Source organism: Streptomyces phaeofaciens, from assembly GCF_014648915.1.
Classification (GTDB): Bacteria; Actinomycetota; Actinomycetes; order Streptomycetales; family Streptomycetaceae; genus Streptomyces; species Streptomyces phaeofaciens.
Map to the genome: position 1 here is coordinate 169749 of NZ_BMSA01000016.1, position 23769 is coordinate 193517.

Here is a 23769-nt window from a genome sequence, read left to right on the forward strand (position 1 = left end):
TCCCGCCGGATGCCGGGCTCAGCCCCGCAGGGTCTCCTCCAGCTTGCGCGCGACGGCCGCCGCCTCGTCGGCCGGCAGCGGCGTGCCCGGCGCGCCCGTGACGTAGAACGCGTCGACGGCGTTGGCGCCGAGTGTCGAGACGTGCATGCTGCGCACCCGCACCCCCGCGTCGTCCAGCGCCGAGCCGATCCGGAACAGCAGGGCGGGCGCGTCCTGCGCCCGGACCTCGATGACCGTGGCGTGCCGGGAGGCCGCCGGGGCGACCGTCACCCGGGCGGCCGGCGCGATCACGCCGCGCCGCCTGGGGTAGGCCGCGTCCCGTTCCGCGAGCCGTCCGGCGATGTCCAGGGAGCCGTCGAGGGCCCGGACGAGGTCGGCGCGCAGCCGGGCGGCCTGGGGCAGCGAGCCGTACTCGGCGGCGACCCGCCAGTTCAGCAGCAGCACGGAGCCCTCGACGCCGTCCGGCAGGTCCAGGGCGCGCAGCTCGGCGGTGCGCACGGTCAGCCGGTGCATGGCCAGCACACCGGCCACCGCGGGCAGCACGCCCTCCTGGTCGGGTACGGCGATGAGCAGTTCCACGCCGAGCGGCTCGGGGTCGCCGGACGGCTGCTCCTCCGTGGGCGGCTCGGTCTGCGCGCGCAGCGCGAGCACCGGGCTGCCGGTGGCGACGGCCTCGATCGCGAGCCGTTCCTGCTCGGCGGTGGGTGCCACGGCGGCGGGCTCGTCGGGCTCGTCCCCGGCGAGGACCGCAGCGACCCGCTTGACCAGGTCCGCCACGAGCGAACCTCGCCAGGAGGACCAGGCGGCGGGCCCGGTGGCCAGCGCGTCCGCCTCGGTGAGCGCGTGCAGCAGCTCCAGGGTGCCCGGCGAGCCGACCGCCTCGGCGACCGAGCGCACGGTGGCCGGGTCCTCCAAATCACGCCGGGTGGCCGTCTCGACGAGCAGCAGGTGATGGCGTACGAGGGTGGAGAGGACGGCGACGTCCGCGCGGTCGAAGCCGATGCGGGCGGCGACGTCCTTGGCGATGATCTCGCCGGCCACGGAGTGGTCGCCGGGCCAGCCCTTGCCGATGTCGTGCAGCAGCGCGGCGACCAGCAGGAGGTCGGGGCGGCTGACGCGGCGGGTGAACTCGGAGGCGCGCACGGCGGTCTCGATGAGGTGCCGGTCGACGGTCCAGATGTGCACGGCGTTGCGCTGCGGCCGGCAGCGCACCCGCTCCCAGTCGGGCAGCAGGCGCGTGATCAGGCCCTCGGCCTCCAGGGCCTCCCAGACCTCGATGGTGGGCCGGCCGGAGCCGAGCAGGGTGACGAGCTGTTCGCGGGCCTCGGCGGGCCAGGGGGTGGGCAGCGGGCGCACGGTGGTGGCCAGGCGCCGGACGGCGTGCAGGGAGAGCGGGAGGCCGGCCTGGGCGGCGGCGGCCGCGGCACGCAGCGGCAGCACGGGGTCGCGTTCGGGGCGCGCGGCGCGGGCGAGGACGACCTCGCCGTCCTGTTCCACGACGCCCTCGGCCAGCGGGGAGCGCTCGGTGACGGGTTTGCCGCCGCCGAGCATGGCGCGCAGCCGGGGCCGCACGGCGCGCGAGCGCAGCACCCGCCCCACCTCACGCCAGGTGACATCGCTGGCGTACGCGATGACCCGCGCCGCCTCGTACACCTGGCGCAGCAGGGTGTCGGCGTCGAGCAGGCCCAGCTCGGCGGCGACCTGGTCCTGTTCCTGGAGGGCGAGCCGGTCGGTGGCGCGCCCGGTGGCGAGGTGGAGGGCGTCGCGGACGTCGAGGAGACGGCGGCGGGCGTCGTCGAGACCCTCGCGCGGGGCGTCGGCCAGCCAGGAGGCGGCGACGGCGCGCAGGGCGGTCGCGTCCCGCAGGCCGCCGCGGGCCTCCTTGAGGTCGGGTTCCAGCAGGTACTGGAGTTCGCCCTGGCGTTCGGCGCGCTCCGCGCACAGCTCCTGGAGTTCGGGGAGGCGCTTGGGCGCCTGGTTGCGCCAGTCGGCGAGGACGGAGGTGCGCAGGCCCGAGGTGAGGCCGAGGTCGCCGGCGAGATGGCGGGCGTCCAGCAGGCCGAGCTGGACCTTCAGGTCCTCGGCGGCCGTCTTCCGGGCCTCCGCCGGGGTGCGCACCGAGTGGTCGAGGGCGAGGCCGAGGTCCCAGACGGGGTACCAGAGGCGGTCGGCGAGGGCGGCGACGGCCTTGCCGTCACTGCCGTCGTGCAGGAGCAGCAGGTCGAGGTCGCTGCGCGGGGACAGTTCGCCCCGGCCGTACCCTCCGACGGCGACCAGGGAGACGCCCTTCAGCTCCTCCGTGCCCGCGGTGAACAGCCCGGCCAGCCATTCGTCGGTCAGTTCGGAGAGGGCCGAACGGCGCGGCGGCCCGGACCGCGCCCCCTCGGTGAGGAGGCGCAGCCGGGCCGCCGCGTAGCCGCTGGGTCCCGAGTCCTCTGCATCGTGCCGCACGTCCGTACTCGTCACCCAGCGACTCCTGTTCTGTTCTGCGGTCAGAGCGCGTCCGGACCGCGCTCGCCGGTGCGGACCCGCACGGCCGTCTCGACCGGGAGGGACCAGACCTTGCCGTCACCGATCTTGCCGGTTCGGGCCGCCTTGACGATGACGTCGATCAGCTGCTCGGCGTCGTCGTCCTCGGCCAGGACCTCGATACGGATCTTGGGTACCAGGTCGACCGTGTACTCGGCACCGCGGTAGACCTCGGTGTGTCCCCGCTGACGACCGTAGCCGCTGGCCTCCGTGACCGTCAGGCCGTGGACGCCGAAGGCCTGGAGGGCTTCCTTGATCTCGTCGAGCCGGTGGGGCTTGACGACGGCGGTGATGAGCTTCATGCGTCCACCTTCTTGCTCTCGGCGCCCGCGACTCCGGCGGCCGGGACGGCGGTCCGGGCGGCACCGCCACCGGCGCCGCTGAAGTCGTATGCGGTCTCGGCGTGCTCGGCCTGGTCGATGCCGGCCACCTCGTCGTCCTCGGAGACCCGCATGCCGATGGTCTTGTCGAGGAGGAAGGCGAGGATCGCGGAGACCACCAGGGAGTAGCCGAGGACCGCGAAGACGCCGGCGCACTGCTTCCAGAACTGGTCGAGGCCGCCGCCGTAGAAGAGGCCCTCGACGTCGGACTGGCCCTTGCCGCTGGCGAAGAGGCCGATCAGCAGGGAGCCGACGACACCGCCGACCAGGTGGACGCCGACGACGTCGAGCGAGTCGTCGTAGCCGAACTTGTACTTCAGGCCGACGGCCATGGCGCACAGGACACCGGCGATGGCGCCGACGGCGATCGCGCCGAGCGGGGAGACCGCACCACCGGACGGGGTGATGGCGACCAGACCGGCGACCGCGCCGGAGGCGGCGCCCAGCGTGGTGAACGCGCCGTGGCGGATCTTCTCGTAGACGAGCCAGGCCAGCATGGCGGCGGCGGTGGCGACCTGCGTGTTGACGAACATCAGCGCGCCGACGCCGTCGTCGTTGCCGAGCCACGAGCCGGCGTTGAAGCCGAACCAGCCGAACCACAGCAGACCGGCGCCGAGCATGACCAGCGGGAGGCTGTGCGGGCGCATCGGGTCCTTCTTGAAGCCGACGCGCTTGCCGATGACCAGGATCACGCCGAGGGCCGCGGCACCGGCGTTGATGTGGACCGCCGTACCACCGGCGAAGTCGATGACGCCCAGCTCGAAGGCCCAGCCGCCGGCGCCCCAGACCCAGTGCGCGACCGGGAAGTAGACGACGGTGGCCCACAGGGTGATGAACAGCGCCCAGGCCGAGAACTTCACGCGGTCGGCCAGTGCACCGCTTATCAGGGCGGGGGTGATGATCGCGAACATCAGCTGGAAGACCATGAACACGAAGACCGGGATGGTGTAGCCGTCCCAGAGTTCCGTGAGGCCGATGTTGCTGAGCCCGACCCAGTCGGAGTTCCAGCCGATGACACTGCCGGAGTCGGTACCGAACGCGAGGGAGAACCCGTACAGCACCCACAGGATCGTGACGATGCCCAGACTGATGAAACTCATCATCAGCATGTTCAGGGTGCTCTTGACGCGGACCATGCCTCCGTAGAAGAAGGCCAGGCCCGGTGTCATGAGCATCACCAGGGCGGAACAGATGAGCATGAAGCCTGTGTTCGCGGACGACAGCGTGGGTGCGTCCGCCGCAAGCGTGATGGCTGCTGCCATCGGCGTCTCCTCGTCGTAGGTGCGGCCCCGTGCGGGCATAGCCAGAGCGGGTTTGTGAGGGGGTGGGCCGGTTATGCGCCATGAGATTGACGCAGCGCGGTTTCGGTGGAGGCCCCTCGTTGTTTCGCCGCCGTGACGAAGGCGCCCGGTGCGTTACGCGTCGGTGAACTGCCTGATGTTCGCCGAGCGGATCGTTATCGTGGCGCAACCTTCCGAGAAGGAAGGAAACCGGCCGCGGGCGGCCTTCCGATGACCTGGCATGGGGGAGCCGAGTCGGGCAGTTCGGGAGGGCCGGCCGCGGCCGGGGTTCTAGGGTTTTCCTCGGTGGGACGGTGTCTCAGACCGCCTCGGCCGTCTCCGGCAGCTCCATGGCGAGCCGCTCCGTGAGGTCCACGACCTCGGACAGCTCGCCGAACTCGCGGACGGCCGTGTCGACCGTCTTTCGAATACGAGTGTTGACGCGCTCGGAGCGGACCTTCTTCGCCTCCTTCATGGCCTGCGCGGCCAGGGTGGCGCCGCGCTCCGGCTCGCGTTGCAGCAGATGGACCGTGGCCATCCCGATCAGGTTCAGCACGTACGAACGCTGGTGGTCGCGGTCGCCCGCGAACAGCCGTACGGCCTTGTCCATCAGGGGCTCGGCCAGCGAGGCGTAGGTGGGGCTGCGGCCCGCGACATAGGCGAGGTCGCGGAAGGAGTGGCTGTTCTCGCCGTACAGCTCGGCCTCGGAGAAGAAGCGGATCCAGTCGGGGTCCGGCTCGTCCCACTCCTGAGCCTCGGCGAAGATGTCCTCGGCCATCCGCACCGCCCGCTTGCAGCGCCCCGGCTGCCCCATGTTGGCGAAGGCGCGGGCCTCCATCGCATACAGCATCGACTGGGTGCGCGGGCTCGCACAGTCCCGGCTGCCGTACTGCGCGAGATGGATCAGCTCCAGCGCGTCCTCGGGCCGCGCGAGGTGGATCATCTGGCGGCTCATGCTGGACAGGATGTACGAGCCGAGCGGCCGGTCACCTGCCTCCTTCGCGGCGTGCAGGGCGAGCACGAAGTATTTCTGCGCGGTCGGCTGGAGCCCGACGTCGTAGCTCATCCAGCCGGCCAGCTCGGCCAGTTCGGCGGCGACCTTGAAGAGCCTCCTCGTGGTCGCCTCGGGCTGGGGTTCCTGGAGGAGGTCCGTCACCTCGTGCAGCTGGCCGACGACCGCCTTGCGGCGCAGGCCGCCGCCGCACTGGGCGTCCCACTGGCGGAACATCACCGTGGTGGACTCCAGCAGGTCCAGCTCGGGCCGGGAGAGCCGGCCGCGGGCCCGGCTGGTGGGGACGGAGTCCGGCTCCTCCGGCGCGGCCGGCGGCGAGGGCACGAGCCAGCGCTGCATGGGCTCGATGAGGGACGGGCCCGCGGACAGGGCCAGCGAGGTTCCGAGGAAGCCGCGCCGCGCCAGCATCAGGTCGCTGCGCGAGAACTCGCTGAGCAGGGCCACCGTCTGCGGACCCGTCCAGGGCAGGTCGACACCGGTCGCCGAGGGCACCTGGCGCGCGGCGCGCAGCCCGAGGTCCTCGACGGAGACGACACAGCCGAACCGCTCGGAGAACAGCTCGGACAGGATCCTGGGGATGGGCTCGCGGGGGTTCTCGCCGTCCAGCCAGCGGCGCACGCGCGAGGTGTCCGTGGAGATGTGGTTGGCACCCAACTGGCGCGCCCGGCGGTTCACTTGACGGGCCAGTTCACCCTTCGACCAGCCGCTGCGCACGAACCACGAAGTGAGCAGTTCGTTCGGACGCCTGTCGGCGCTCGCAGCGTCACTCCCGCTTCCGCCGTTGCCGCTCACTGGAACGCCCCCATCCCTGAGACCACTTGTCACTGAGTGCGCCAAGCCTTATCAGAATGCCGGTAAATACGGCCTGTCGTCCGGTAGTTGTCACCCTTCGAACGGAAAGCCGACTTGCCTCCGGCATACCCACAAGCGCATGTGCCTCCAGGACCCGCACACTCAAAGTAATCCTACGATCACTGGTCCGGCCATGGCGATCCCGGAAACGCCACCATTCGCCACCCCTTCGAATGAACTCCCGATGACTCGTACGCGATTCACTTGACGGTGGACGGCCGAGGGCGAGCGGAGCGAAGCACTCAGGGGCGCACACGGCCGACCGCACCACCCTGGGAGCTTCCGGACGCCGCCTGCACACTACGGCCGAAGGGAAGCGAAACCACGCAGAGTTACTACATGCGTCCGTTACGTAACCATCAACGCGTCGGACCCGTTGGAGGGGGCATGGGCTTCACGATCGGCGGCATTCGCGAGATCCGCTCCGGCGCGCGCAGGCGCGGTCGCTCGTCCGAGTGCACCGCGGTCGCCGAGTTCACGGGGCTGTGGGGCTGGGACGTGGTGCCGGGTGCCCGGGCCGCGGCGGGCGTCTGCTCGTGCGGCCGCGCCGGCTGCCGCGAGCCCGGCGCGCATCCCCTGCTCTTCGCCCCGCGGGTGCCGGCCGGCGCCACGCTCGACGACGTCACCCGGACCTGGGCGGAGTACCCGGGCGCCACGGTGATGCTGCCGGTCGGCCAGGCGTTCGACGTGATCGAGGTCGCGGAACCCGCCGGACGCCGCGCCCTGGTCCGCCTGGAGCGCATGGGCCTCCCCCTCGGCCCGGTCTCCGTCACTCCCGAGGGCCGCACCCAGTTCTTCGTCGCCCCCGGCGCCGCCGCCGAACTGACCGGCCTCCTCTACCGCATGGGCTGGGACGACCCGGCCTCCCTCGACCTGCACGGCCTCGGCCCCGGTGCGTACGTCACGGCCCCGCCCTCCGACCGCGGCGGCCTCGGCCCGGTCCGCTGGCTGCGCCCGCCCGCGCTGGACTCGGCGACCAGGCCCCCGGAGGCCCGGCTGCTGCTGGGGACGCTGGCGTACGTGGCGCACCGGTCGCGGGCCTGAGCCCCACGGCCGTCCGGACGCCGTACACAGCGAAGCGCCCGCTCCCACTGCACCTGGGGGCGGGCGCTTCTCGCGGCGGATCCGTAAAGGCGCGCGTTCAGTCTCCGATAAGGGCGTCAACGAACGCCTCCGGCTCGAACGGCGCCAGGTCGTCCGCGCCCTCGCCGAGCCCGACGAGCTTGACCGGGACGCCCAGCTCGCGCTGGACGGCGACCACGATGCCGCCCTTGGCCGTGCCGTCGAGCTTGGTCAGCACGATGCCGGTGATGTCGACGACCTCGGCGAAGACGCGGGCCTGGACCAGCCCGTTCTGCCCGGTGGTCGCGTCCAGGACCAGCAGCACCTCGTCGAGCGGGGCGTGCTTCTCGACGACCCGCTTGACCTTGCCCAGCTCGTCCATGAGGCCGGTCTTGGTGTGGAGCCGGCCGGCGGTGTCGATGAGGACCACGTCGACCCCCATCTCCTTGCCCTCCTTCACCGCGTCGAAGGCGACGGAGGCGGGGTCACCGGCCTCCGGTCCGCGCACGGTGTGGGCGCCGACCCGCTCGCCCCAGGTCTGGAGCTGGTCGGCGGCGGCGGCCCGGAAGGTGTCGGCGGCGCCCAGGACGACGGTCCGGCCGTCGGCCACGAGCACCCGCGCGAGCTTGCCGGTGGTGGTGGTCTTGCCGGTGCCGTTGACCCCGACGACCATCACGATGCCGGGCTTGCGGTCCGCGGGCTCGGTCTTCACGACGCGGTCCATGTCGGTGCCGACCAGCGTGAGCAGCTCCTCGCGCAGCAGGCCGCGCAGCTCCGCGGGGGTGCGGGTGCCGAGCACCTTGACGCGCTCGCGCAACCGCCCGACCAGCTCTTCGGTGGGCAGCACGCCGACGTCGGCGGTGAGCAGGGTGTCCTCGATCTCCTCCCAGGTGTCGTCGTCGAGGTGCTCGCGCGAGAGCAGCGTGAGCAGGCCCTTGCCGAGAGCGTTCTGGGAACGGGAGAGCCGGGCGCGCAGGCGGACGAGCCGCCCCGCGGTGGGCTCCGGGATCTCGATCTCCGGAGCCTCGACGGTGAGGTCGGCGGGCGGCTCCTCGACCGCGACCCCGGCCGGGGCGCCGTCGGGAAGATCCACCTCCTCGATCGTGCGGCGCGGTTCGTCGCGCGGCGTCTCGGCCTCGTCGCCGACCTGCGGCTCGGCCGGGGGTGCGGTGATGTCGGGCGCTGCGGGCGGCGGCGGGGGCAGCGACTTCTTCCGCCGGCTGCCGACGACGAGCCCGCCGAGCACACCGAGCACCAGCACGGCGATGACTACAACAAGGATGACGGTTTCCATAACCCGTCCAGTATGCGCGACCCCCCTGCGCCGGGGCCGTCTCCGCCGCCGTGGCCGGTGCGTCGGAACGGGCGGCACCGTACCCCTGGTTACCTGATGGAGTGTCAGCTAACGTCCCCCCTCCACCACGAAGGGGGGCCTCCCATGCCCGTCACCGTCGTCCGTTTCAACCTCGTCGCCCCCGGCGCCTCCCCCGCCGAGCTGGGCGTCCGCTACCGGGCCGCCCTGGAGATGGCCGCGTACGCCGACGAGCACGGGATCACCACCGTGCAGACCGAGGAGCACCACGGCGTCGAGAACAACTGGCTGCCGTCGCCGTTCGCCTTCGCGGGCGCGGTACTGGGCGCGACCCGGCGCCTCGCGGTCACGGTCTCGGCGGTGATCGGCCCGCTGCACGACCCGCTGCGGCTGGCCGAGGACATCGCCGTACTGGATCTGCTGAGCGGCGGCCGGCTGGTCACGGTCGCCGGGATCGGCTACCGGCCGGCGGAGTACGCGCGGGCCGGCGTGGACTGGAAGCGGCGCGGCCGGCTCCAGGACGAGCTGCTGGAGACCGTACTGAAGGCCTGGACGGGCGAGGAGTTCGCGTACCGGGGCCGTACCGTGCGGGTCACCCCGCGTCCGCAGACCGACCCGCACCCCCTGCTCCTGGTCGGGGGCTCCTCACGGGCCGCCGCCCGCCGGGCCGCCCGGCTCGGCCTGCCGTTCTTCCCCAGCGCGCACCTGCCGGAGCTGGAGGCGTACTACAAGGAGCGGCTGGTGGAGTACGGCACGGAGGGCTGGACGATGATGCCGGCCGCCGAGACCCCGCTGCTGCACGTGGCCGACGACCCGGACCGGGCCTGGGCCGCCTACGGGCGGCACTTCCTGCACGAGGCCCGGACCTACGCCTCCTGGCAGTCCGAGGAGATCCGCTCGGCGGTGCGGTCGGGTGCGACGACCGTGGACGAGCTGCGCGCGGAGGGCGTGTACCGGATCCTCACACCGGACGAGTGCGTGGCGCAGGGACTCGACCACCTCGTCCTGCATCCGCTGGCGGGCGGAATGCCGGTGGAGGAGGGCTGGCGCAGCCTCCGACTGCTCGCGGAGCGGGTGCTTCCGGCACTGGGGGACTGAGGGTCGGCGACTGGGTGTCGGCTTCTGGAGGTCGGCTTCAGGGGGTCGGCTTCAGGGGGTCGGCTTCAGGGGGTCGGCTTCTGGAGGTCGGATTCTGGAGGTCGGCTTCCGGGGAACGAGACCGCCGCCCCCGGTCCGGGCTGTGACCGGGCCGGGGGCGGCGGTGGGATACGAGGAGAGGGGCAGCGGGGACTTGGCCCTTCTCCCCGAGTACGGGGGCCGGTGGCGTACCGGGCCGGTCAGCCCATCTCCTCCAGCGCCTTGCCCTTCGTCTCCTTGACGTACTTCAGGACGAACGGGACGGACAGCGCGGCGAAGGCCGCGTAGATCACGTAGGTGACGGAGAGGTTCCAGTCGGCCAGCGACGGGAAGCTCGCGGTGATCGCCCAGTTGGCGATCCACTGCGCGGAGGCGGCGACGCCGAGGGCGGCGGCGCGGATCCGGTTGGGGAACATCTCGCCGAGCATGACCCAGACGACCACACCCCACGACAGGGCGAAGAACAGCACGAACACATGGGCGGCGATCAGGGCGATCCAGCCCTGGGTGGCCGGGAGCTTGCCGTCGACGAGGTCGAAGGAGAACGCCCAGGCCTCCAGCGCGAGGCCCACCACCATGCCGATCGAGCCGATGATGGCGAGCGGACGGCGGCCGACACGGTCCACGAAGATCATCGCGATCACGGTGCCGACGATGTTGATGATCGACGTGGTGAAGGAGTAGAAGAAGGAGTCCGCCGGGTCCACGCCGACCGACTGCCACAGCGTCGAGGAGTAGTAGAACGCGACGTTGATGCCGACGAACTGCTGGAAGACCGACAGGCCGATACCGATCCAGACGATCGGCTTGAAGAAGAAGCCGCCGCCGAGCAGGTCCTTGAAGGTGGACTTGTGCTCGCTGTTCATGGCCTGCTCGATCTCGGTGACGCGGGCATCCAGGTCGCCGCTCTCACCCTCGACCTCGGCGAGGATCTCGCGGGCCCGCTCACGCTTGCCGACGGAGATCAGGAAGCGCGGGGACTCGGGGATGGCGAAGGAGAGCAGCCCGTACAGGACGGCCGGGACGACCATCACGCCGAGCATGACCTGCCAGGCCTCCAGGCCCATCAGCGTGCCGCGCTGGTCGCCGCCTGCGGCGTTGAGCAGACCCCAGTTGACCAGCTGCGAGATGGCGATGCCGATGACGATCGCGGCCTGCTGGAAGGAGCCGAGCCGGCCGCGGTAGGCGGGCGGGGCCACCTCGGCGATGTAGGCGGGGCCGATGACCGAGGCCATGCCGATGGCGAAGCCGCCGACGACGCGCCACAGGGCGAAGTCCCACAGCGAGAAGGGCAGCGCGGAGCCGACGGCGCTGACCGTGAAGAGCACGGCGGCTATCTGCATGACGCGGATCCGGCCGATGCGGTCGGCGATCCGGCCCGCGGTGGCGGCGCCGACGGCGCAGCCGATCAGGGCGATGGCGATGACCTGCGCCAGGGCCGCCGAGCCGATGTCGTAGCGGTCCCGGATGGCCTCGACGGCGCCGTTGATCACGGAGCTGTCGTAGCCGAAGAGGAAGCCGCCCATCGCGGCCGCCGCCGCGATGAAGATGACATGCCCGAGATGATCGGGATGAGCCGTCCGGGCTCCCGGCTTGGGTGTCTGCGCTGTGCTGGTCACGTTCAACTCCTCGGGCCGCCGGCAGCGCTGCCGACGTGGGGGGCCTCCCAGATAGGTGCTACCTGAAGGCAAATCCGACGTCGACGAGAGTATGCCTTCAAGACCCGAAATCAAACAGGGGGAATTGTGAGATCACAGACACAGGAAACCCACATGTGTTCACTTCTTGAACTCGTGCGGGGATGCAGGAGGTTGGCGGAGGTCAGCGCAGCCGCTGGCTGATCACCTTGGACACCCCGTCGCCCTGCATGGACACGCCGTACAGCGCGTCGGCGACCTCCATGGTCCGCTTCTGGTGCGTGATCACGATCAGCTGCGAGGACTCCTGGAGCTCCTGCATGATCCGGATCAGCCGCTGGAGGTTGGTGTCGTCGAGGGCCGCCTCGACCTCGTCCATGACGTAGAACGGGCTGGGCCGGGCCTTGAAGATGGACACCAGCATGGCGACGGCGGTCAGCGACCGCTCGCCGCCGGAGAGCAGGCTGAGCCGCTTGACCTTCTTGCCCGGCGGCCGGGCCTCGACGTCCACGCCCGTGGTGAGCATGTTGTCGGGATCGGTGAGGATCAGCCGCCCGTCCCCGCCGGGGAAGAGCCGGCTGAACACCCCCTCGAACTCCCGCGCCGTGTCCCGGAACGCCTCGGTGAAGACCTGCTCGACGCGTTCGTCGACCTCCTTGACCACCTGGAGCAGGTCGGCACGGGTCTTCTTCAGGTCCTCCAGCTGCTCGCTGAGGAACTTGTGGCGTTCCTCCAGCGCGGCGAACTCCTCCAGCGCGAGCGGGTTCACCTTGCCCAGCTGCTGGTACGCCCGCTCGGCGGCCTTCAGCCGCTTCTCCTGCTCCGCCCGCACGAAGGGCACGGGCTGGTTGCGGGGATGCTCGGGATCCTCCGGCAGCTCCTCGCCCTCGGCGGGCAACGAGGGCGGGACGAGCTGGCGGGGACCGTACTCGGAGACGAGCCCGGCGGGCTCCACGCCCAGCTCCTCCAGCGCCCTGGTCTCCAGCTGCTCGATCCGCAGCCGCTTCTCGGCCCCGAGGACCTCGCCCCGGTGGACGGAGTCCGTCAGCTTGTCCAGCTCGCCCTTGAGGTCACGCCCGGCGGTACGGGCGGCGGCCAGCTCCTGCTCGCGGCGCGCCTTGGCGGCCTCGGCGGCGACGCGCTCGGCGTCGGCCCGGCCGAGGGACACCTCGACATGGGCGAGCAGCTGCCGGGCGCCGGAGGAGACGGCCTCGGCGACGGCGGCCTCGTGCCGCAGCCGGGCCCGCCGCTGCTCGGCACGCGCGCGTGCCTCGCGCTCCGCCCGCGCGGCCCGGTCCAGCCCGTCGGCCCGCCCGGCGAGCCCCTTCACCCGCTCCTCGTGCGTACGGACCTGGAGACGCGCCTCCATCTCGGTCTGGCGGGCGTTCGCCCCGTCGGCGGCGAGCCGGTCCCGCACCGAGGTGTCGGGCTCCTCCTCGACCGGCATCTCCTCGGCGACGGCCAGCCGTTCGGCCAGCACCTCGGCCTCTTCCACGGCCCTGTCGAGCGCGTCCTGGGCCCGTGTTGCGGCGGCGGTGGACCGCTCGGCCTCACCCGCGGCACCGCGCGCCTGGCCGGCGAGCCGTCCGAGCTGCTGCGCGACGGCCGACTTCTCCCGGTCGGCGGCCCGCCGCCGCTCCCCCAGCTCCTCGACCAGCGCGGCACACTCCCCGCGGCGCTCACCGGCCGCGTGCTGCGCCTCAGTCAGCTCCTCGCACCGCACCGCCAGTTCCTCCAGCTCGGCGGCGGCCTCGTCGACGGACGCCTGCACTTCGAGCAGGCTGGGCGCCCCGGCCGACCCACCGTGCGCGAAGTGCGCCCCGAGCAGGTCGCCCTCGGCGGTGACGGCGGTGAGGTCGGGCCGCGCGTAGACGAGTTCCTCGGCGTCCTCCAGCGTGCCGACGACGACGATCCCGTGCAGCAGCCGCCGCACGGCGGCCATCAGCTCGGAGGGCCCACGAACGAGATCGGCGGCGTACGGCGGCCCGTCCGGCCGTGGCTCCTGCGCCGCGGGCTCGGGGGCGCCGCTCAGCAGCAGCGCCGCCCGCCCCGCGTCCTGCTTGCGCAGCAGGCGGATGGCCTCGGCGGCCGAGGCGGGGGTGGTCACGGCGATCGCGTCGGCCGCCGCGCCGAAGGCGGCCGCCAGCGCGACCTCGTGTCCGGGGGTGACGGTCAGCAGTTCCGCCACCGGTCCGAGCAGTCCGGCGAGCCGGTCGCGCGCGCCGAGCAGCGCGCCCGTGCCGTCCTTGCGGCGCAGGCCGAGGGCGAGGGCCTCGTGGCGGGCCCGGGTCGCGGCGCGCCGGCGTTCGGCCGCGGTGGCCGCCTCGCGGGCGGCGGACAGCGCGGCCTCCGCCTCCGCCAGCCGCCGCTTCGCCGCCTCGTGCAGCTCGGCCAGTTCCACGTCCCCGGCGTCGAGGCCGTCGACCTCCGCCTTCAGGGCCTCGTACTCCTCCTGCGCGGTGACGGCCCGTTCCTGGGCCTCGTCCCGGGCGGCGGCCAGCCGGTCGATCTCGGCCTGGGCGGAGGCGGCGCGTGAGCGGGCCGCGTTGACCTGGCCGTTCAGCCGGGCGAGACCCTCGCGCCGGTCGGCGATGGCGCGGGCGACGTCCTTCAGCCGCCGTTCCTCGACGGCGAGTTCCCGTTCCAGGTCGGCGCGGTGGGAGACGGTGTCGTCCAGGGCGTGCTGGGCCGCTTCCAGGGCGGCCTCCAGTTCGGCCTCCTGCTCGCGGACGCGGGCGGCCTCGCGCTCCATGTCCTCGGGGTCGCGGCCGCGCCGCTCCTCGGGGGGCGCGGAGGTGGCGCTCTTCACCCGGGCGTCGGCGAGCGAGATCGTGCCGCGGACGCGTTCGGCGAGCTGGGACAGTTCGTACCAGGTCTGCTGGGCGCGCTGGAGGCGTGGCGCGAGCCGCCGTACCTGGTCCTCCAGGAGCGCCTCGCGCTGGAGGGCCTTGCGCAGCTCCTGCTCGGCGGCTTCCTTGCGTTCCTTGAGCGCGGCCTCGTCGGCCACCTCGGCCCGGAGCGCCTCCCGCAGCCGTACGAGATCGTCGGCCAGCAGCCGGAGCCGGGCGTCGCGCAGGTCCGCCTGGATGACGGCGGCTCTTCTGGCCACCGCCGCCTGGCGGCCCAGCGGCTTGAGCTGGCGCCGCAGTTCGTCGGTCAGGTCCTGCACGCGTGCCAGGTTGGCCTTCATCGCGTCCAGTTTCCGCAGCGCCTTCTCCTTGCGCTTGCGGTGCTTGAGCACACCCGCGGCCTCTTCGATGAAGGCGCGGCGGCCCATCGGGTCGGCGTGCAGGACGGAGTCGAGCTGGCCCTGGCCGACGATGACGTGCATCTCGCGGCCGATGCCGGAGTCGGACAGCAGGTCCTGGATGTCGAGCAGCCGGCAGGTGTCGCCGTTGATCTGGTACTCGCTGCCGCCGTTGCGGAACATGATCCGCGTGATGGTGACCTCGGCGTACTCGATGGGCAGCGCGCCGTCGGAGTTGTCGATGGTGAGGGACACCTCGGCGCGGCCCAGCGGCGGGCGGCCGGTGGTGCCGGCGAAGATGACGTCCTCCATCTTCCCGCCGCGCAGCGACTTGGCGCCCTGCTCGCCCATGACCCAGCTGAGGGCGTCCACGACATTGGACTTGCCCGAGCCGTTGGGCCCGACGACACACGTGATCCCCGGCTCGAACCGGAGTGTGGTCGCCGATGCGAACGACTTGAACCCTCGGAGGGTCAGGGCCTTGAGGTGCACGGCGCTGGACTCTACCTTCCGAGGAAGTCTCACACGATGAACGCTGGACGACCCCGCGGTTTCACCCATGAACGCGCAGGGCAGACCACACGTTAAAGAGAACGAAACAGCGGGCGAAACGGCGGGCGGGGGAAAGAAAGACGTGCGGGGAAAGAAAGAAGGGACGCCGAGGCGTCCCTTGCAACTTCTGACAACTTAGCGGTCCGACGCGGTTGATATGTGTCGCCCAACCACTGCGTGTGCTGTTGTGGAGCGGTGCAGCGATCAGGTGAGCGCAGGCTCCGCCTGGTGTGCGTCGATGCTCTCCATGAACCTGTCGTGAGAAGCGGCAGCCGTCAGAGCGTCGTTCTCGGCCTGGATCCTTCCGAGCTCGGATTCCAGGTCCTGGACGCGCTGCTGGAGCCGTCGCATCTCGGCGAGGAGTCGCGGGTCGGAGCCGCCGACGTAACCGAGAAGCGCCTTTGCCATGATGGATGGTCCTCCACACTGAGTGACCGACCGAAGCGGTGTGGGTCGTGAGGGATTCGCACCCGCGGTGCTTGACAGGATCTTGATCGTGCTGCCGTTCATCCATGCCAAACAGCTAAGGTGCGCGGGGCTTTCAGCGTCTCACCAAAAAGTTTGACGGTCAACACGATCACGCCCCGTATTGGCGGGCAACCCTGAGCCACACGGCCGGAACGGCTGCGCTGCGGCTCCCTCGGGACCCTCGGGGCGTGGCGATCATCCTTGCGTGCGGAGCATTCCATCGCAAGCGATTCTTGGCAACCACCTGCCCCTTTCCGCTGGAGGCACATGCCGTTGGCATGTGCCCCCGCTTCGGCGGGGTCGTTCCGTCCGAGGACGTCAGCGGATCGCGAAGCCGTCGCAGCCGCCCCGCGGTGTGTCCCATATCTCGGTGACTCCGTCCACGCGCCCGGGCGTGTCGTCACTCGTCAGCCAGTCGAGGAGCCCTTCACAGCCGCCCCGGTCACCCTCCGCGACCACCTGGACCCGGCCGTCGGCCAGATTGAGAGCAAAACCACTCAGGCCGCCGATCTCCAGTGCCTTGGCCCGGGTGAACCAGCGGAAACCCACACCTTGGACTTGTCCGCGCACCCAGGCGACCAGCCGTACATCCTCGCTCATGGGTGCAACCTAACCGGGCAAAGTCACTCGGGGCACTTCCTCCCCCTGCGCCATGCGGTACCGTCCCCACCCAATGATTCTCATATGAAACTCACTCGATCGAGTGAGTGAGGTCGACCAGAGGGCATATAAGGGGCCAACCGTCCCAAACCCGGCCGGCCGGTGGGAAACGCCGCATTGGACGAGGAAGGCAAGGACATGGGACGCCACCGACGCTCCGACGCCGGCCGCGCCGCCACGGGCCGCGCCACGGGGGTCACACAGACGCACGGTTCGTACGCCGGGAGCCACGACCTTCGGGACTCGTACCCGGGCCGACCGGAAACGCTCGGCATCGCGCCCTATCTGAACCCGGAGGCCTACGCCGACACCGTCGCACGGAGCCAGGAGTACCTCTACTCGATGGACGACGCGTACGCACCCATCGGTGCCGACGCGTACACCTCCGGCGGCGCCGACACCTACGCTTCCGCCGGCGGTACGGACGAGTACACCTACACCGTGGACGCGTACGCCGACACCACGGTGTTCGCGGCCGACGGCTTCGCACCCGACGGCGGCACCCTGCGGACGGGCTCCGGCAACGGCGGCACGGGGCGGCGGCGCAAGAAGAAGGCGGCGACGCCGGTCAAGACGGGTCTGCTCGGCGTGTCCGCGGCCGTCGCGCTCGGCACCGTCGCCGTGGCCACCGGCGTGGTGCCCGGCCTGGACAGCTACCGCCTCGGGGGCGGCAGCGGTGCGGGCGACAACGTGCAGGCCGTCGACAGCCCGAGCAACTCGGCCTCCGAGTTCGGCGGCACCTCCGGCTCCGCCGACTCCGAGCGCGACGGTACGTCGACCAGCCGGAACGGCGGCCGCTCCACCTCGCCGTCCACCTCGACCGTCCCGTCGGCGTCCGAAGGGTCGCCGAGCGGGAGCGAGAGCGAGGAGGCCTCCGAGGACGCGAAGGCCACCCCGACGAAGCAGCCGTCGAAGACCCCGTCCTCCGCGGCCGCCGCGCCGAAGGCGCCGGAGAAGTCGGAGAAGGCCGAGAAGTCCGAGGAACCGGATTCCCCGGTGACCGTCTCCGCCGAGGCGCAGGCCGCGGCCGAGGTCCTCAAGCTCGTCAACGAGGAGCGGTCCAAGGTCGGGTGCAGCGCCCTGTCCGCGAGCGGCTCGCTGGCGGACCTGGCCGAGGCGTTCAGCGACGACATGGCCGCCCGGGGCTTCTTCGACCACACCGACCCCAACGGGCTGACCCCCTGGGACCGGGCCGAGAAGGCCGGCGTGTCCGGACTCGGCGGCGAGAACATAGCGCGGGGCCAGGCCGACGCGGCCGCCGTCATGGAGGCCTGGATGAACAGCCCCGGCCACAAGGCGAACATCCTCAACTGCGACTTCAAGACGCTGGGCGTCGGCGTCCACCTCGGGTCCGGCGGGCCCTGGTGGACCCAGGACTTCGGCTACTAGCCCCCACCAGGGATTTCGCAGAAACGATCAAGCAGCCTGGGCCCGGCCGGCCAGGAAGGTTCCCGCCGTCTCGGCGACCCGCCGGCCCAGGTGCTCCGCCGTGGCCGCGTCGGCCTTGTGGACGGCTTCCGCGCCCTCGTCGACGTTGGTCTGCGCGGCCGCGCCCAGGAACACGCCGAGACGGTTGAGGTCGGTCTCGGACGCCGTGCTGCTGTTCCAGCCGGGCAGCAGGCCCAGGTTGACCCAGTGCATGCCGAGCTGCGCGGCCAGGATCTGGAAGAACTGGAGCGTGTGCAGCTTGTCGCCGCTCTTGGAACCGGAGTTGGTGAACCCGGCCGCCAGCTTGTCCTTCCAGGCCTGCGTGGCCCAGCGCGCGGAGGTCGCCTCGGCGAAGGCGTGAAAGGCGCCGGACGCGGTGCCCATGTAGGTCGGCGAACCGAACACGATCGCGTCCGAGCCGTCGAGCAGCGCCCACTGCTCCTCGGTGATCTCGTCGACCTTGATCAGGTGCACCTCGGCACCGGCCTCGACGGCGCCGTCGCGCACGGCCTCGGCCAGGACGACGGTGTGGCCGTAGCCGGAGTGGTAGGCGATGGAAACAACGGGCTGGGGCATGTGCACTCCTCGAAGTGGCAGCTCAGGAACAGTGACCACAGGAAAGCACTAACTTCTGGTTAGTGCAACCTGTTGGGTAGCGCTCCCTTCGCGTACGCTTGGAGGATGACCAGCATCGAGGAGCGCACGGAGGACCTGGACCTCCCGTACAACGTGTTCGCCAAGGCCTGTCCCTCGCGCGGCACGCTGGAGCACGTCACGGGCCGCTGGGGCGGGCTCACGCTCGGAGCGCTGCACGAGGGTTCCCTGCGCTTCAACGAGCTGCGCCGCCGGGTCGACGGCGTGAGCGAGAAGATGCTCTCCCAGACCCTGCACGCGCTGGAGCGCGACGGACTGGTGCACCGCGAGGCCCAGCCGACCAACCCGCCCCGCGTGGACTACGAACTGACCCCGCTGGGCCACGAGGTCGCCGAGCGGCTGCTGTCCCTCATCCACTGCGTGGAGGGCCGGATGGACGACGTCCTGGCCGCCCGCGAGCGCTACGACGGGACGCGCGGCGCCCTCTGACACGTCGGGCAGAAGTAGCTGGACCGGTTCATCCAGGGGCGCCGGCGCATCGGCGTACCGCACCGCTTGCAGGGCAGACCCTCACGCCCGTACGCGTCCAGGGACCGGTCGAAGTAGCCCGACTCGCCGTTGACGTTGACGTACAGGCTGTCGAAGCTGGTGCCGCCGACGGCGAGGGCCGCGTTCATCACGTCCCGGACGTGCCCCAGCAGTTCGAGGGAGCGCGGGCGGGTGAAGGTGGCGGTCGGCCGGTCGTAGTGCAGGCGGGAGCGCCACAGCGCCTCGTCCGCGTAGATGTTGCCGACGCCGCTGATCAGTGACTGGTCGAGCAGGGCCCGCTTGATGGTGGTCCGTCTGCGGCGCAGCGCCCGGTGGAACGCCTCGTCGTCGAAGAGCGGGTCCAGCGGGTCTCGGGCGATGTGTCCGATGACGTCGGGCAGTCCGTCCGGGGTGGTGTCGTGCAGCGAGAGACCGCCGAAGGTGCGCTGGTCGACGAAGCGCAGCTCGGTGTCCGCCTCGTCCGCGAACCGCACCCGGACGCGCAGGTGCTTCTCGTCCGGCGCCTCGTGCGGCTGGACCAGCAGCTGGCCGCTCATCCCGAGGTGGGCGAGGACCGCCTGGCCGGAGTCCTCCAGCGGCAGCCACAGATACTTGCCGCGGCGACTGGGGGTGCCGACCCGGTGGCCCTCGAGGCGGTGCGTGAAGTCGTCGGCACCGGCGAGGTGCCGGCGTACGGCACGTGGGTGCAGCACCTCGGCGTCGGCGACCGTGCGATGGGCGACCCAGCGCTCCAGACCGCGCCGGACGACCTCGACCTCGGGCAACTCGGGCATGGGATCCCCTGTACCGAACGCCCGCCCCCGAGTGGGGGCGGGCGTTCGTCTCGTACTGCTCTTCTCAGGCGGAGGCGGCGGACTCGGGGTCCACTGCGGCGTCGGCGGCCACGGCGGCCTGGGCCGCCTTCGCCGCTTCGGCGCGCTCGTCCGCCGCGGCCCGGATGGACCGCCACGCGGACTCGGCGGCCTGCTGCTCCGCCTCCTTCTTGCTGCGGCCGGTGCCGGTGCCGTACGAGACGCCTCCGACGCGGGCGGCAGCAGTGAAGGTCTTCTCGTGATCGGGGCCGGTCTCCGTGACCAGGTACTCGGGGACACCGAGTCCTTCGGTCGCGGTGAGCTCCTGGAGGCTGGTCTTCCAGTCCAGGCCGGCTCCGAGGTTCGAGGACTTCTCGATCAGCGGGTCGAACAGGCGGTGCACCAGTTCGGAGGCCGCGTCGAGGCCCTGATCGAGATAGACCGCACCGATCACCGCTTCAAGGGTGTCGGCGAGGATGGACGCCTTGTCCCTGCCGCCCGTGCCCTCTTCACCGCGGCCGAGCCGGATGAAGGAGCCCAGGTCGAGGCCGCGACCGACCTCCGCCAGCGCACGCGAGTTGACCACCGCGGCCCGCAACTTGGCCAGTTGGCCTTCGGGCAGGTCGGGGTGGGTGCGGTACAGCGTGTCCGTGACGACGAGGCCGAGCACGGAGTCCCCGAGGAACTCCAGCCGCTCGTTCGTCGGCAGACCGCCGTTCTCGTACGCGTAGGAGCGATGGGTCAGCGCACGCACCAGAAGGGCGGACTCGAGCTGATAGCCGAGCCGCCCTTCCAGAAGCGTGTGGGACGAGGCTGTGGTGTCCGCCTTTTTCTTGGCGGTCGTGTCCGCCTTGGCGTCAGACATGAAGCCTCTCACCAGCCGCTCAGACCTCGAGGACCTGGCGCTTGTTGTAGGTGCCGCAAGACGGGCACGCGATGTGCTGCAGCTTGGGCTCGTGGCAGCGCTCGCACGCAACCAGGGTGGGGACCGCAGCCTTCCACTGCGACCGGCGGTGGCGCGTGTTGCTGCGCGACATCTTCCGCTTCGGAACAGCCACGGCTACTTCTCCTGCTTCTCGTTGACGTGCGCCGAACCAGGCGCTTCGCCACTCATCTCGTCCTTCTCGCCGTCTTCGAGTGAACCGGCGAGTCCCTGCAGTGCCGCCCAACGGATGTCGGTGGCGTCGTGGTGGTGGTCCGGGTCGTCCGTGAGCCGCGCTCCGCATTCGGAGCACAGGCCCAGGCAGTCTTCCTGGCACACCGGCTGCATCGGCAGTGCGAGCACCACCGCATCACGCAGCACGGGTTCGAGGTCGAACAAGCCGTCCTCGATGAAGAGCATGTCCTCGTCGTCCTCGGCGTCGGTTTCGTCGGGCTGTGCTTTCGCACGGCCCCGCTCATCGGCGTCGGGGTACGAGAACATCTCCTGGAAGTCCGTTTCGAGACCGAGCTCGACCGGCTCCAGACACCTTACGCACTCCCCCTCGGCCTGTGCACGGGCGGTGCCTGTGACGAGCACACCTTCCATGACCGACTCGAGCCGGAGTTCGAGCTCGAGCGGGGCGCCTTCCGGCACTCCGACGACTCCCGGGATCCCGAGATCCCTGGGGGCGTCGATCTCGCGGGTCAGGCGCTGAAGCGCGCCAGGACGCCGACCCAGCTCGTGCGTGTCGAACACGAGGGGGTTGCGGTGGTCGAGGCGGGCGTTAGGAGCCATTCCTGCTTTCGATCTTCCAAGCTCTGAGGGCCGTCGCCCGGCGGTGTTCCGGGCAGCGGTGATCGCGGGCGTATACGAAATCGTCGAAGTGCACACGCGACCGAAGAGCCAGGATACTGGAGCATTCGCCCACAGCCCAATCCGGGCCCTGTGATCCAGGACGGCCCGCGCTGTTACAGGCCGCGTTCCTGCTCGTAGGCCCGCAGTTGCTCGGCACTGATCATGCTGGTGTCGAAGAGGCTGGTCTCGTCGAGGGCGTACCCCGGCTGCGGTTGCTGCTGGCCCTGCTGCGGGTCGTAGACGCCCTGCTGGGTGTCGTAGCCCTGGAAGGGGTCGCCGCCCGCCTGGGCGTAGCCGGAGGAGGCGGCGTACGGGTCGGCCTGCTGGTAGCCGTACGGGTCCGCCTGCTGGCCGTAGCCCTGCTGCTGGCCGTAGCCGCCGGCGTACGGGTCGTGCTGCTGCGGGAAGGGGACCTCTCCCTGCTGGGCGAAGTCGAGCGCGGGGGCGTACGCCTCCTGCGACTGCTGCTCGTACGGGTTCGGGACGGACTGTTCGGCCCGGGTGTCCTGCTCGGCGAGGGCGGCCAGGTCGGCGAGGTAGTCGGCGTCCGAGGAGTGCTGGAAGGTCGTGTTGTCGTCGGCGAGGGCGCCGAGGTCGTCGGTGGCGATCCGGCCGTGCAGCTTCTGCCGGCCCTTGCCGACCGCCTCCAGCGTCTTGCTGAGGACCGCCTCGAAGGCGCCCAGCTTGGTGTCCACGTAGGCGTCGGCGTCGCGGCGCAGCGTCTCGGGGTCGTGGCTGCGCTCGGGGGCGTCGTCGTCCTCGGGGTCCGGGTAGCCCTGCTCGTCCAGGCCCGGGCCGGTGCCGAGGAGCTTCTCGCGGCCGCGGCCGACGGAACCGATGGTCTTGGTGAGGACGACCTCGAAGTTGGCGAGCTTGGAGTCGACGTAGTCGTCGGCGTCCGCGCGGATCTCCTCGGCCTCCTTGCGGGCCTCGGCGAGGATACGGTCCGCCTCGGCCTGCGAGCGGCGGGCGATCTCCGTGTCGGAGATCAGCGAGCCGCGCTCGGCGTGCGCGCCGGTGATGATCCGCTCGGCCTCCTGGCGGGCCTGCTCGACCATCTGCTCCCGGCCGCCGATCAGCTCGCGGGCCTCGGCGAGCGAGTCGGGCAGGGCCGCGCGCACCTCTTCCAGCAGGGCGAGCAGGTCGGCGCGGTTGACCACGCACGAGGCCGACATGGGCATCGACCGGGCACTGGAGACCGCCGTGACGATCTCGTCGAGCTTCTTCTGCACGTCCACCGGTTGCTCGCCACTCTCTACAGCTGTGTTGGAGACGGACGGGACGACTGTAGCCCCATCAGTCCTCGCGCAGGCGTGTGTTGAGAGCGCCCAGAACCACCGGGGGCACCAGGTGGGAGACGTCGCCGCCCCAGGTGGCGACCTCCTTGACCAGCGAGGAGGAGAGGAAGCTGTAGGTGGGGTTGGTGGGGACGAAGAGCGTCTCGACACCGGAGAGGCCGTTGTTCATCTGGGCCATCTGGAGCTCGTAGTCGAAGTCGCTGACCGCGCGCAGGCCCTTCACGATGGCCGGGATGTCGCGCTGCTTGCAGAAGTCGACGAGGAGGCCGTGGAAGGCCTCGACCCGTACGTTGCCGTACTCGGCGGTGACCTGGCGGATCAGGTCGATCCGCTCCTCGATCTCGAACAGGCCCTTCTTGGACTTGTTGATCATCACCGCGACATAGACCTCGTCGTACAGACGGGAGGCACGGGAAATGATGTCGAGATGTCCGTTGGTGATCGGGTCGAACGACCCGGGACAGACGGCACGGCGCACTTGTGATCCCTCGCTCTCCGGTCCGGTCATCGTGCGTCTTCGCACGTAGAGGCGGCGCGACCGTACCAAAACGTTCCCTCGCCGTAGCGACGGGACCGGAGCGCTTCGAAGCCGTCCGGCCAGGGGAACTCCCCGCCTCTGGTGCTGCGCTCCACGGTGACGAGGGCTTCGGCCGTGAGCCAGCCCCCCGAGCGGAGTGTGAGCAGAATCTCTCGAAGATCGTCGTCGGTGACGGCGTAGGGCGGGTCGAGAAAGGCCAGGTCGTACGGTGCCGTGGGCGGGGTCTGGATGATCTGCTGGGCCTTGCCCGCCCGGACCTCGGCGCCGGGGAGAGCGAGGTTCCTCACGTTCTCCCGGATGGTGCGGGCCGCCCGGGCGTCGGCCTCGACCAGGAGGGTGTGGCCGGCCCCTCGGGAGAGGGCCTCCAGGCCGACGGCGCCGGATCCCGCGTAGAGGTCGAGAACGCGTTCGCCGTCGAGGGGGCCGCCGAGCAGGGACTGCCAGGTGGAGAAGAGACCCTCGCGCGCGCGGTCGGAAGTGGGGCGGGTGCCGGTCCCTGGCGGGACTGCCAGGCGACGTCCACCGGCTGTGCCGGCGATCACGCGGGTCATCTCGGGTTCCTTGTTCGGCGGTGGTGACGGATCCAGTCTGGCAGCAGGTCCGACCTGGGTGCTCGCGCGGTCCCGCGGCCCGGCAGGATCCGTGGGAGAGGGCCTGGAGGGGCGT

Annotated in this window: 21 protein-coding genes; 4 read left to right on the forward strand and 17 right to left on the reverse strand. The window is 71.1% G+C overall.

Going from position 1 to position 23769, the window contains the following annotated elements; all coding sequences use genetic code 11:
- Positions 1-18 precede the first annotated feature (18 nt).
- The 4 genes from IE275_RS25780 to nsdA form a co-directional block, all read right to left on the reverse strand.
- The gene (locus tag IE275_RS25780) at positions 19-2466 is read right to left on the reverse strand and encodes a [protein-PII] uridylyltransferase (RefSeq protein WP_189713792.1); all 2448 of its coding nucleotides are present in this window, start codon (positions 2464-2466) and stop codon (positions 19-21) included.
- Between the two features lie 26 nt (positions 2467-2492).
- Positions 2493-2831 carry a P-II family nitrogen regulator gene (locus IE275_RS25785; protein ID WP_003997576.1) on the reverse strand — a complete coding sequence of 113 codons (339 nt, stop codon included), beginning with the start codon at positions 2829-2831 and terminating at the stop codon, positions 2493-2495.
- Positions 2828-4171 (reverse strand): ammonium transporter, encoded by a 1344-nt coding sequence (locus tag IE275_RS25790; protein ID WP_189713793.1) that lies wholly within the window; start codon positions 4169-4171, stop codon positions 2828-2830. Before IE275_RS25790 ends, IE275_RS25785 begins: the two co-directional genes overlap by 4 nt.
- Positions 4172-4508: 337 nt before the next feature.
- Positions 4509-5993 carry a transcriptional repressor NsdA gene (nsdA, locus tag IE275_RS25795; RefSeq protein WP_189713794.1) on the reverse strand — a complete coding sequence of 495 codons (1485 nt, stop codon included), beginning with the start codon at positions 5991-5993 and terminating at the stop codon, positions 4509-4511.
- A 447-nt stretch (positions 5994-6440) separates the two neighbouring features.
- Between nsdA and IE275_RS25800 the strand changes: the two genes are divergently transcribed.
- Positions 6441-7097, forward strand: a complete 657-nt coding sequence (locus IE275_RS25800) for a bifunctional DNA primase/polymerase (protein WP_189713795.1) — start codon at positions 6441-6443, stop codon at positions 7095-7097.
- A gap of 97 nt (positions 7098-7194) precedes the next feature.
- On the opposite strand, the gene ftsY is transcribed toward IE275_RS25800, so the two are convergent.
- Positions 7195-8409 (reverse strand): signal recognition particle-docking protein FtsY, encoded by a 1215-nt coding sequence (gene ftsY / locus IE275_RS25805; RefSeq protein WP_189713796.1) that lies wholly within the window; start codon positions 8407-8409, stop codon positions 7195-7197.
- A 144-nt stretch (positions 8410-8553) separates the two neighbouring features.
- Between ftsY and IE275_RS25810 the strand changes: the two genes are divergently transcribed.
- Complete coding sequence (locus IE275_RS25810) at positions 8554-9525, forward strand: LLM class flavin-dependent oxidoreductase (RefSeq protein ID WP_189713797.1); 972 nt, start codon at positions 8554-8556, stop codon at positions 9523-9525.
- Positions 9526-9764: 239 nt separating this feature from the next.
- On the opposite strand, the gene IE275_RS25815 is transcribed toward IE275_RS25810, so the two are convergent.
- The 4 genes from IE275_RS25815 to IE275_RS25830 form a co-directional block, all read right to left on the reverse strand.
- Positions 9765-11183 (reverse strand): sugar porter family MFS transporter, encoded by a 1419-nt coding sequence (locus IE275_RS25815; RefSeq protein WP_189713798.1) that lies wholly within the window; start codon positions 11181-11183, stop codon positions 9765-9767.
- 202 nt (positions 11184-11385) lie between these two features.
- The gene (smc, locus tag IE275_RS25820; RefSeq protein WP_189713799.1) at positions 11386-14940 is read right to left on the reverse strand and encodes a chromosome segregation protein SMC; all 3555 of its coding nucleotides are present in this window, start codon (positions 14938-14940) and stop codon (positions 11386-11388) included.
- Between the two features lie 264 nt (positions 14941-15204).
- A complete protein-coding gene (locus tag IE275_RS25825; RefSeq protein ID WP_030793895.1) occupies positions 15205-15408 on the reverse strand; it encodes a hypothetical protein in 204 nt (67 codons plus the stop codon).
- Positions 15409-15786: 378 nt separating this feature from the next.
- The gene (locus tag IE275_RS25830) at positions 15787-16068 is read right to left on the reverse strand and encodes an acylphosphatase (protein ID WP_189713800.1); all 282 of its coding nucleotides are present in this window, start codon (positions 16066-16068) and stop codon (positions 15787-15789) included.
- A 198-nt stretch (positions 16069-16266) separates the two neighbouring features.
- On the opposite strand from IE275_RS25830, the gene IE275_RS25835 reads away from it, so the two are divergent.
- On the forward strand, positions 16267-17517 hold the full coding sequence (locus IE275_RS25835) for a CAP domain-containing protein (RefSeq protein WP_189713801.1): 1251 nt from the start codon (positions 16267-16269) through the stop codon (positions 17515-17517).
- Positions 17518-17544: 27 nt separating this feature from the next.
- Here IE275_RS25835 and IE275_RS25840 read toward each other — a convergent pair whose 3' ends face one another.
- On the reverse strand, positions 17545-18132 hold the full coding sequence (locus IE275_RS25840) for a flavodoxin family protein (RefSeq protein ID WP_189713802.1): 588 nt from the start codon (positions 18130-18132) through the stop codon (positions 17545-17547).
- Positions 18133-18237: 105 nt separating this feature from the next.
- On the opposite strand from IE275_RS25840, the gene IE275_RS25845 reads away from it, so the two are divergent.
- Entirely contained in the window at positions 18238-18639 is a 402-nt protein-coding gene (locus IE275_RS25845; protein ID WP_189713803.1) for a winged helix-turn-helix transcriptional regulator, read from the forward strand.
- Here the strand turns inward: IE275_RS25845 and mutM are convergent.
- From mutM to rsmD, 7 genes are all read right to left on the reverse strand, one after another.
- Complete coding sequence (gene mutM / locus IE275_RS25850) at positions 18612-19472, reverse strand: bifunctional DNA-formamidopyrimidine glycosylase/DNA-(apurinic or apyrimidinic site) lyase (RefSeq protein WP_189713804.1); 861 nt, start codon at positions 19470-19472, stop codon at positions 18612-18614. The two genes, IE275_RS25845 and mutM, sit on opposite strands and share 28 nt — an antisense overlap.
- 64 nt (positions 19473-19536) lie before the next feature.
- Positions 19537-20355: a ribonuclease III gene (gene rnc / locus IE275_RS25855; protein ID WP_189713805.1), complete on the reverse strand. Its 819-nt coding sequence runs from the start codon at positions 20353-20355 to the stop codon at positions 19537-19539.
- A 19-nt stretch (positions 20356-20374) separates the two neighbouring features.
- Positions 20375-20548: a 50S ribosomal protein L32 gene (gene rpmF / locus IE275_RS25860; protein ID WP_007493396.1), complete on the reverse strand. Its 174-nt coding sequence runs from the start codon at positions 20546-20548 to the stop codon at positions 20375-20377.
- Positions 20549-20550: 2 nt separating this feature from the next.
- The gene (locus IE275_RS25865) at positions 20551-21207 is read right to left on the reverse strand and encodes a YceD family protein (RefSeq protein ID WP_189713806.1); all 657 of its coding nucleotides are present in this window, start codon (positions 21205-21207) and stop codon (positions 20551-20553) included.
- A gap of 173 nt (positions 21208-21380) precedes the next feature.
- Positions 21381-22505, reverse strand: a complete 1125-nt coding sequence (locus IE275_RS25870; protein WP_189713807.1) for a F0F1 ATP synthase subunit B — start codon at positions 22503-22505, stop codon at positions 21381-21383.
- Between the two features lie 58 nt (positions 22506-22563).
- Complete coding sequence (gene coaD, locus IE275_RS25875; protein ID WP_189713841.1) at positions 22564-23043, reverse strand: pantetheine-phosphate adenylyltransferase; 480 nt, start codon at positions 23041-23043, stop codon at positions 22564-22566.
- A 26-nt stretch (positions 23044-23069) separates the two neighbouring features.
- On the reverse strand, positions 23070-23654 hold the full coding sequence (gene rsmD, locus IE275_RS25880; RefSeq protein ID WP_189713808.1) for a 16S rRNA (guanine(966)-N(2))-methyltransferase RsmD: 585 nt from the start codon (positions 23652-23654) through the stop codon (positions 23070-23072).
- Positions 23655-23769: the final 115 nt, after the last annotated feature.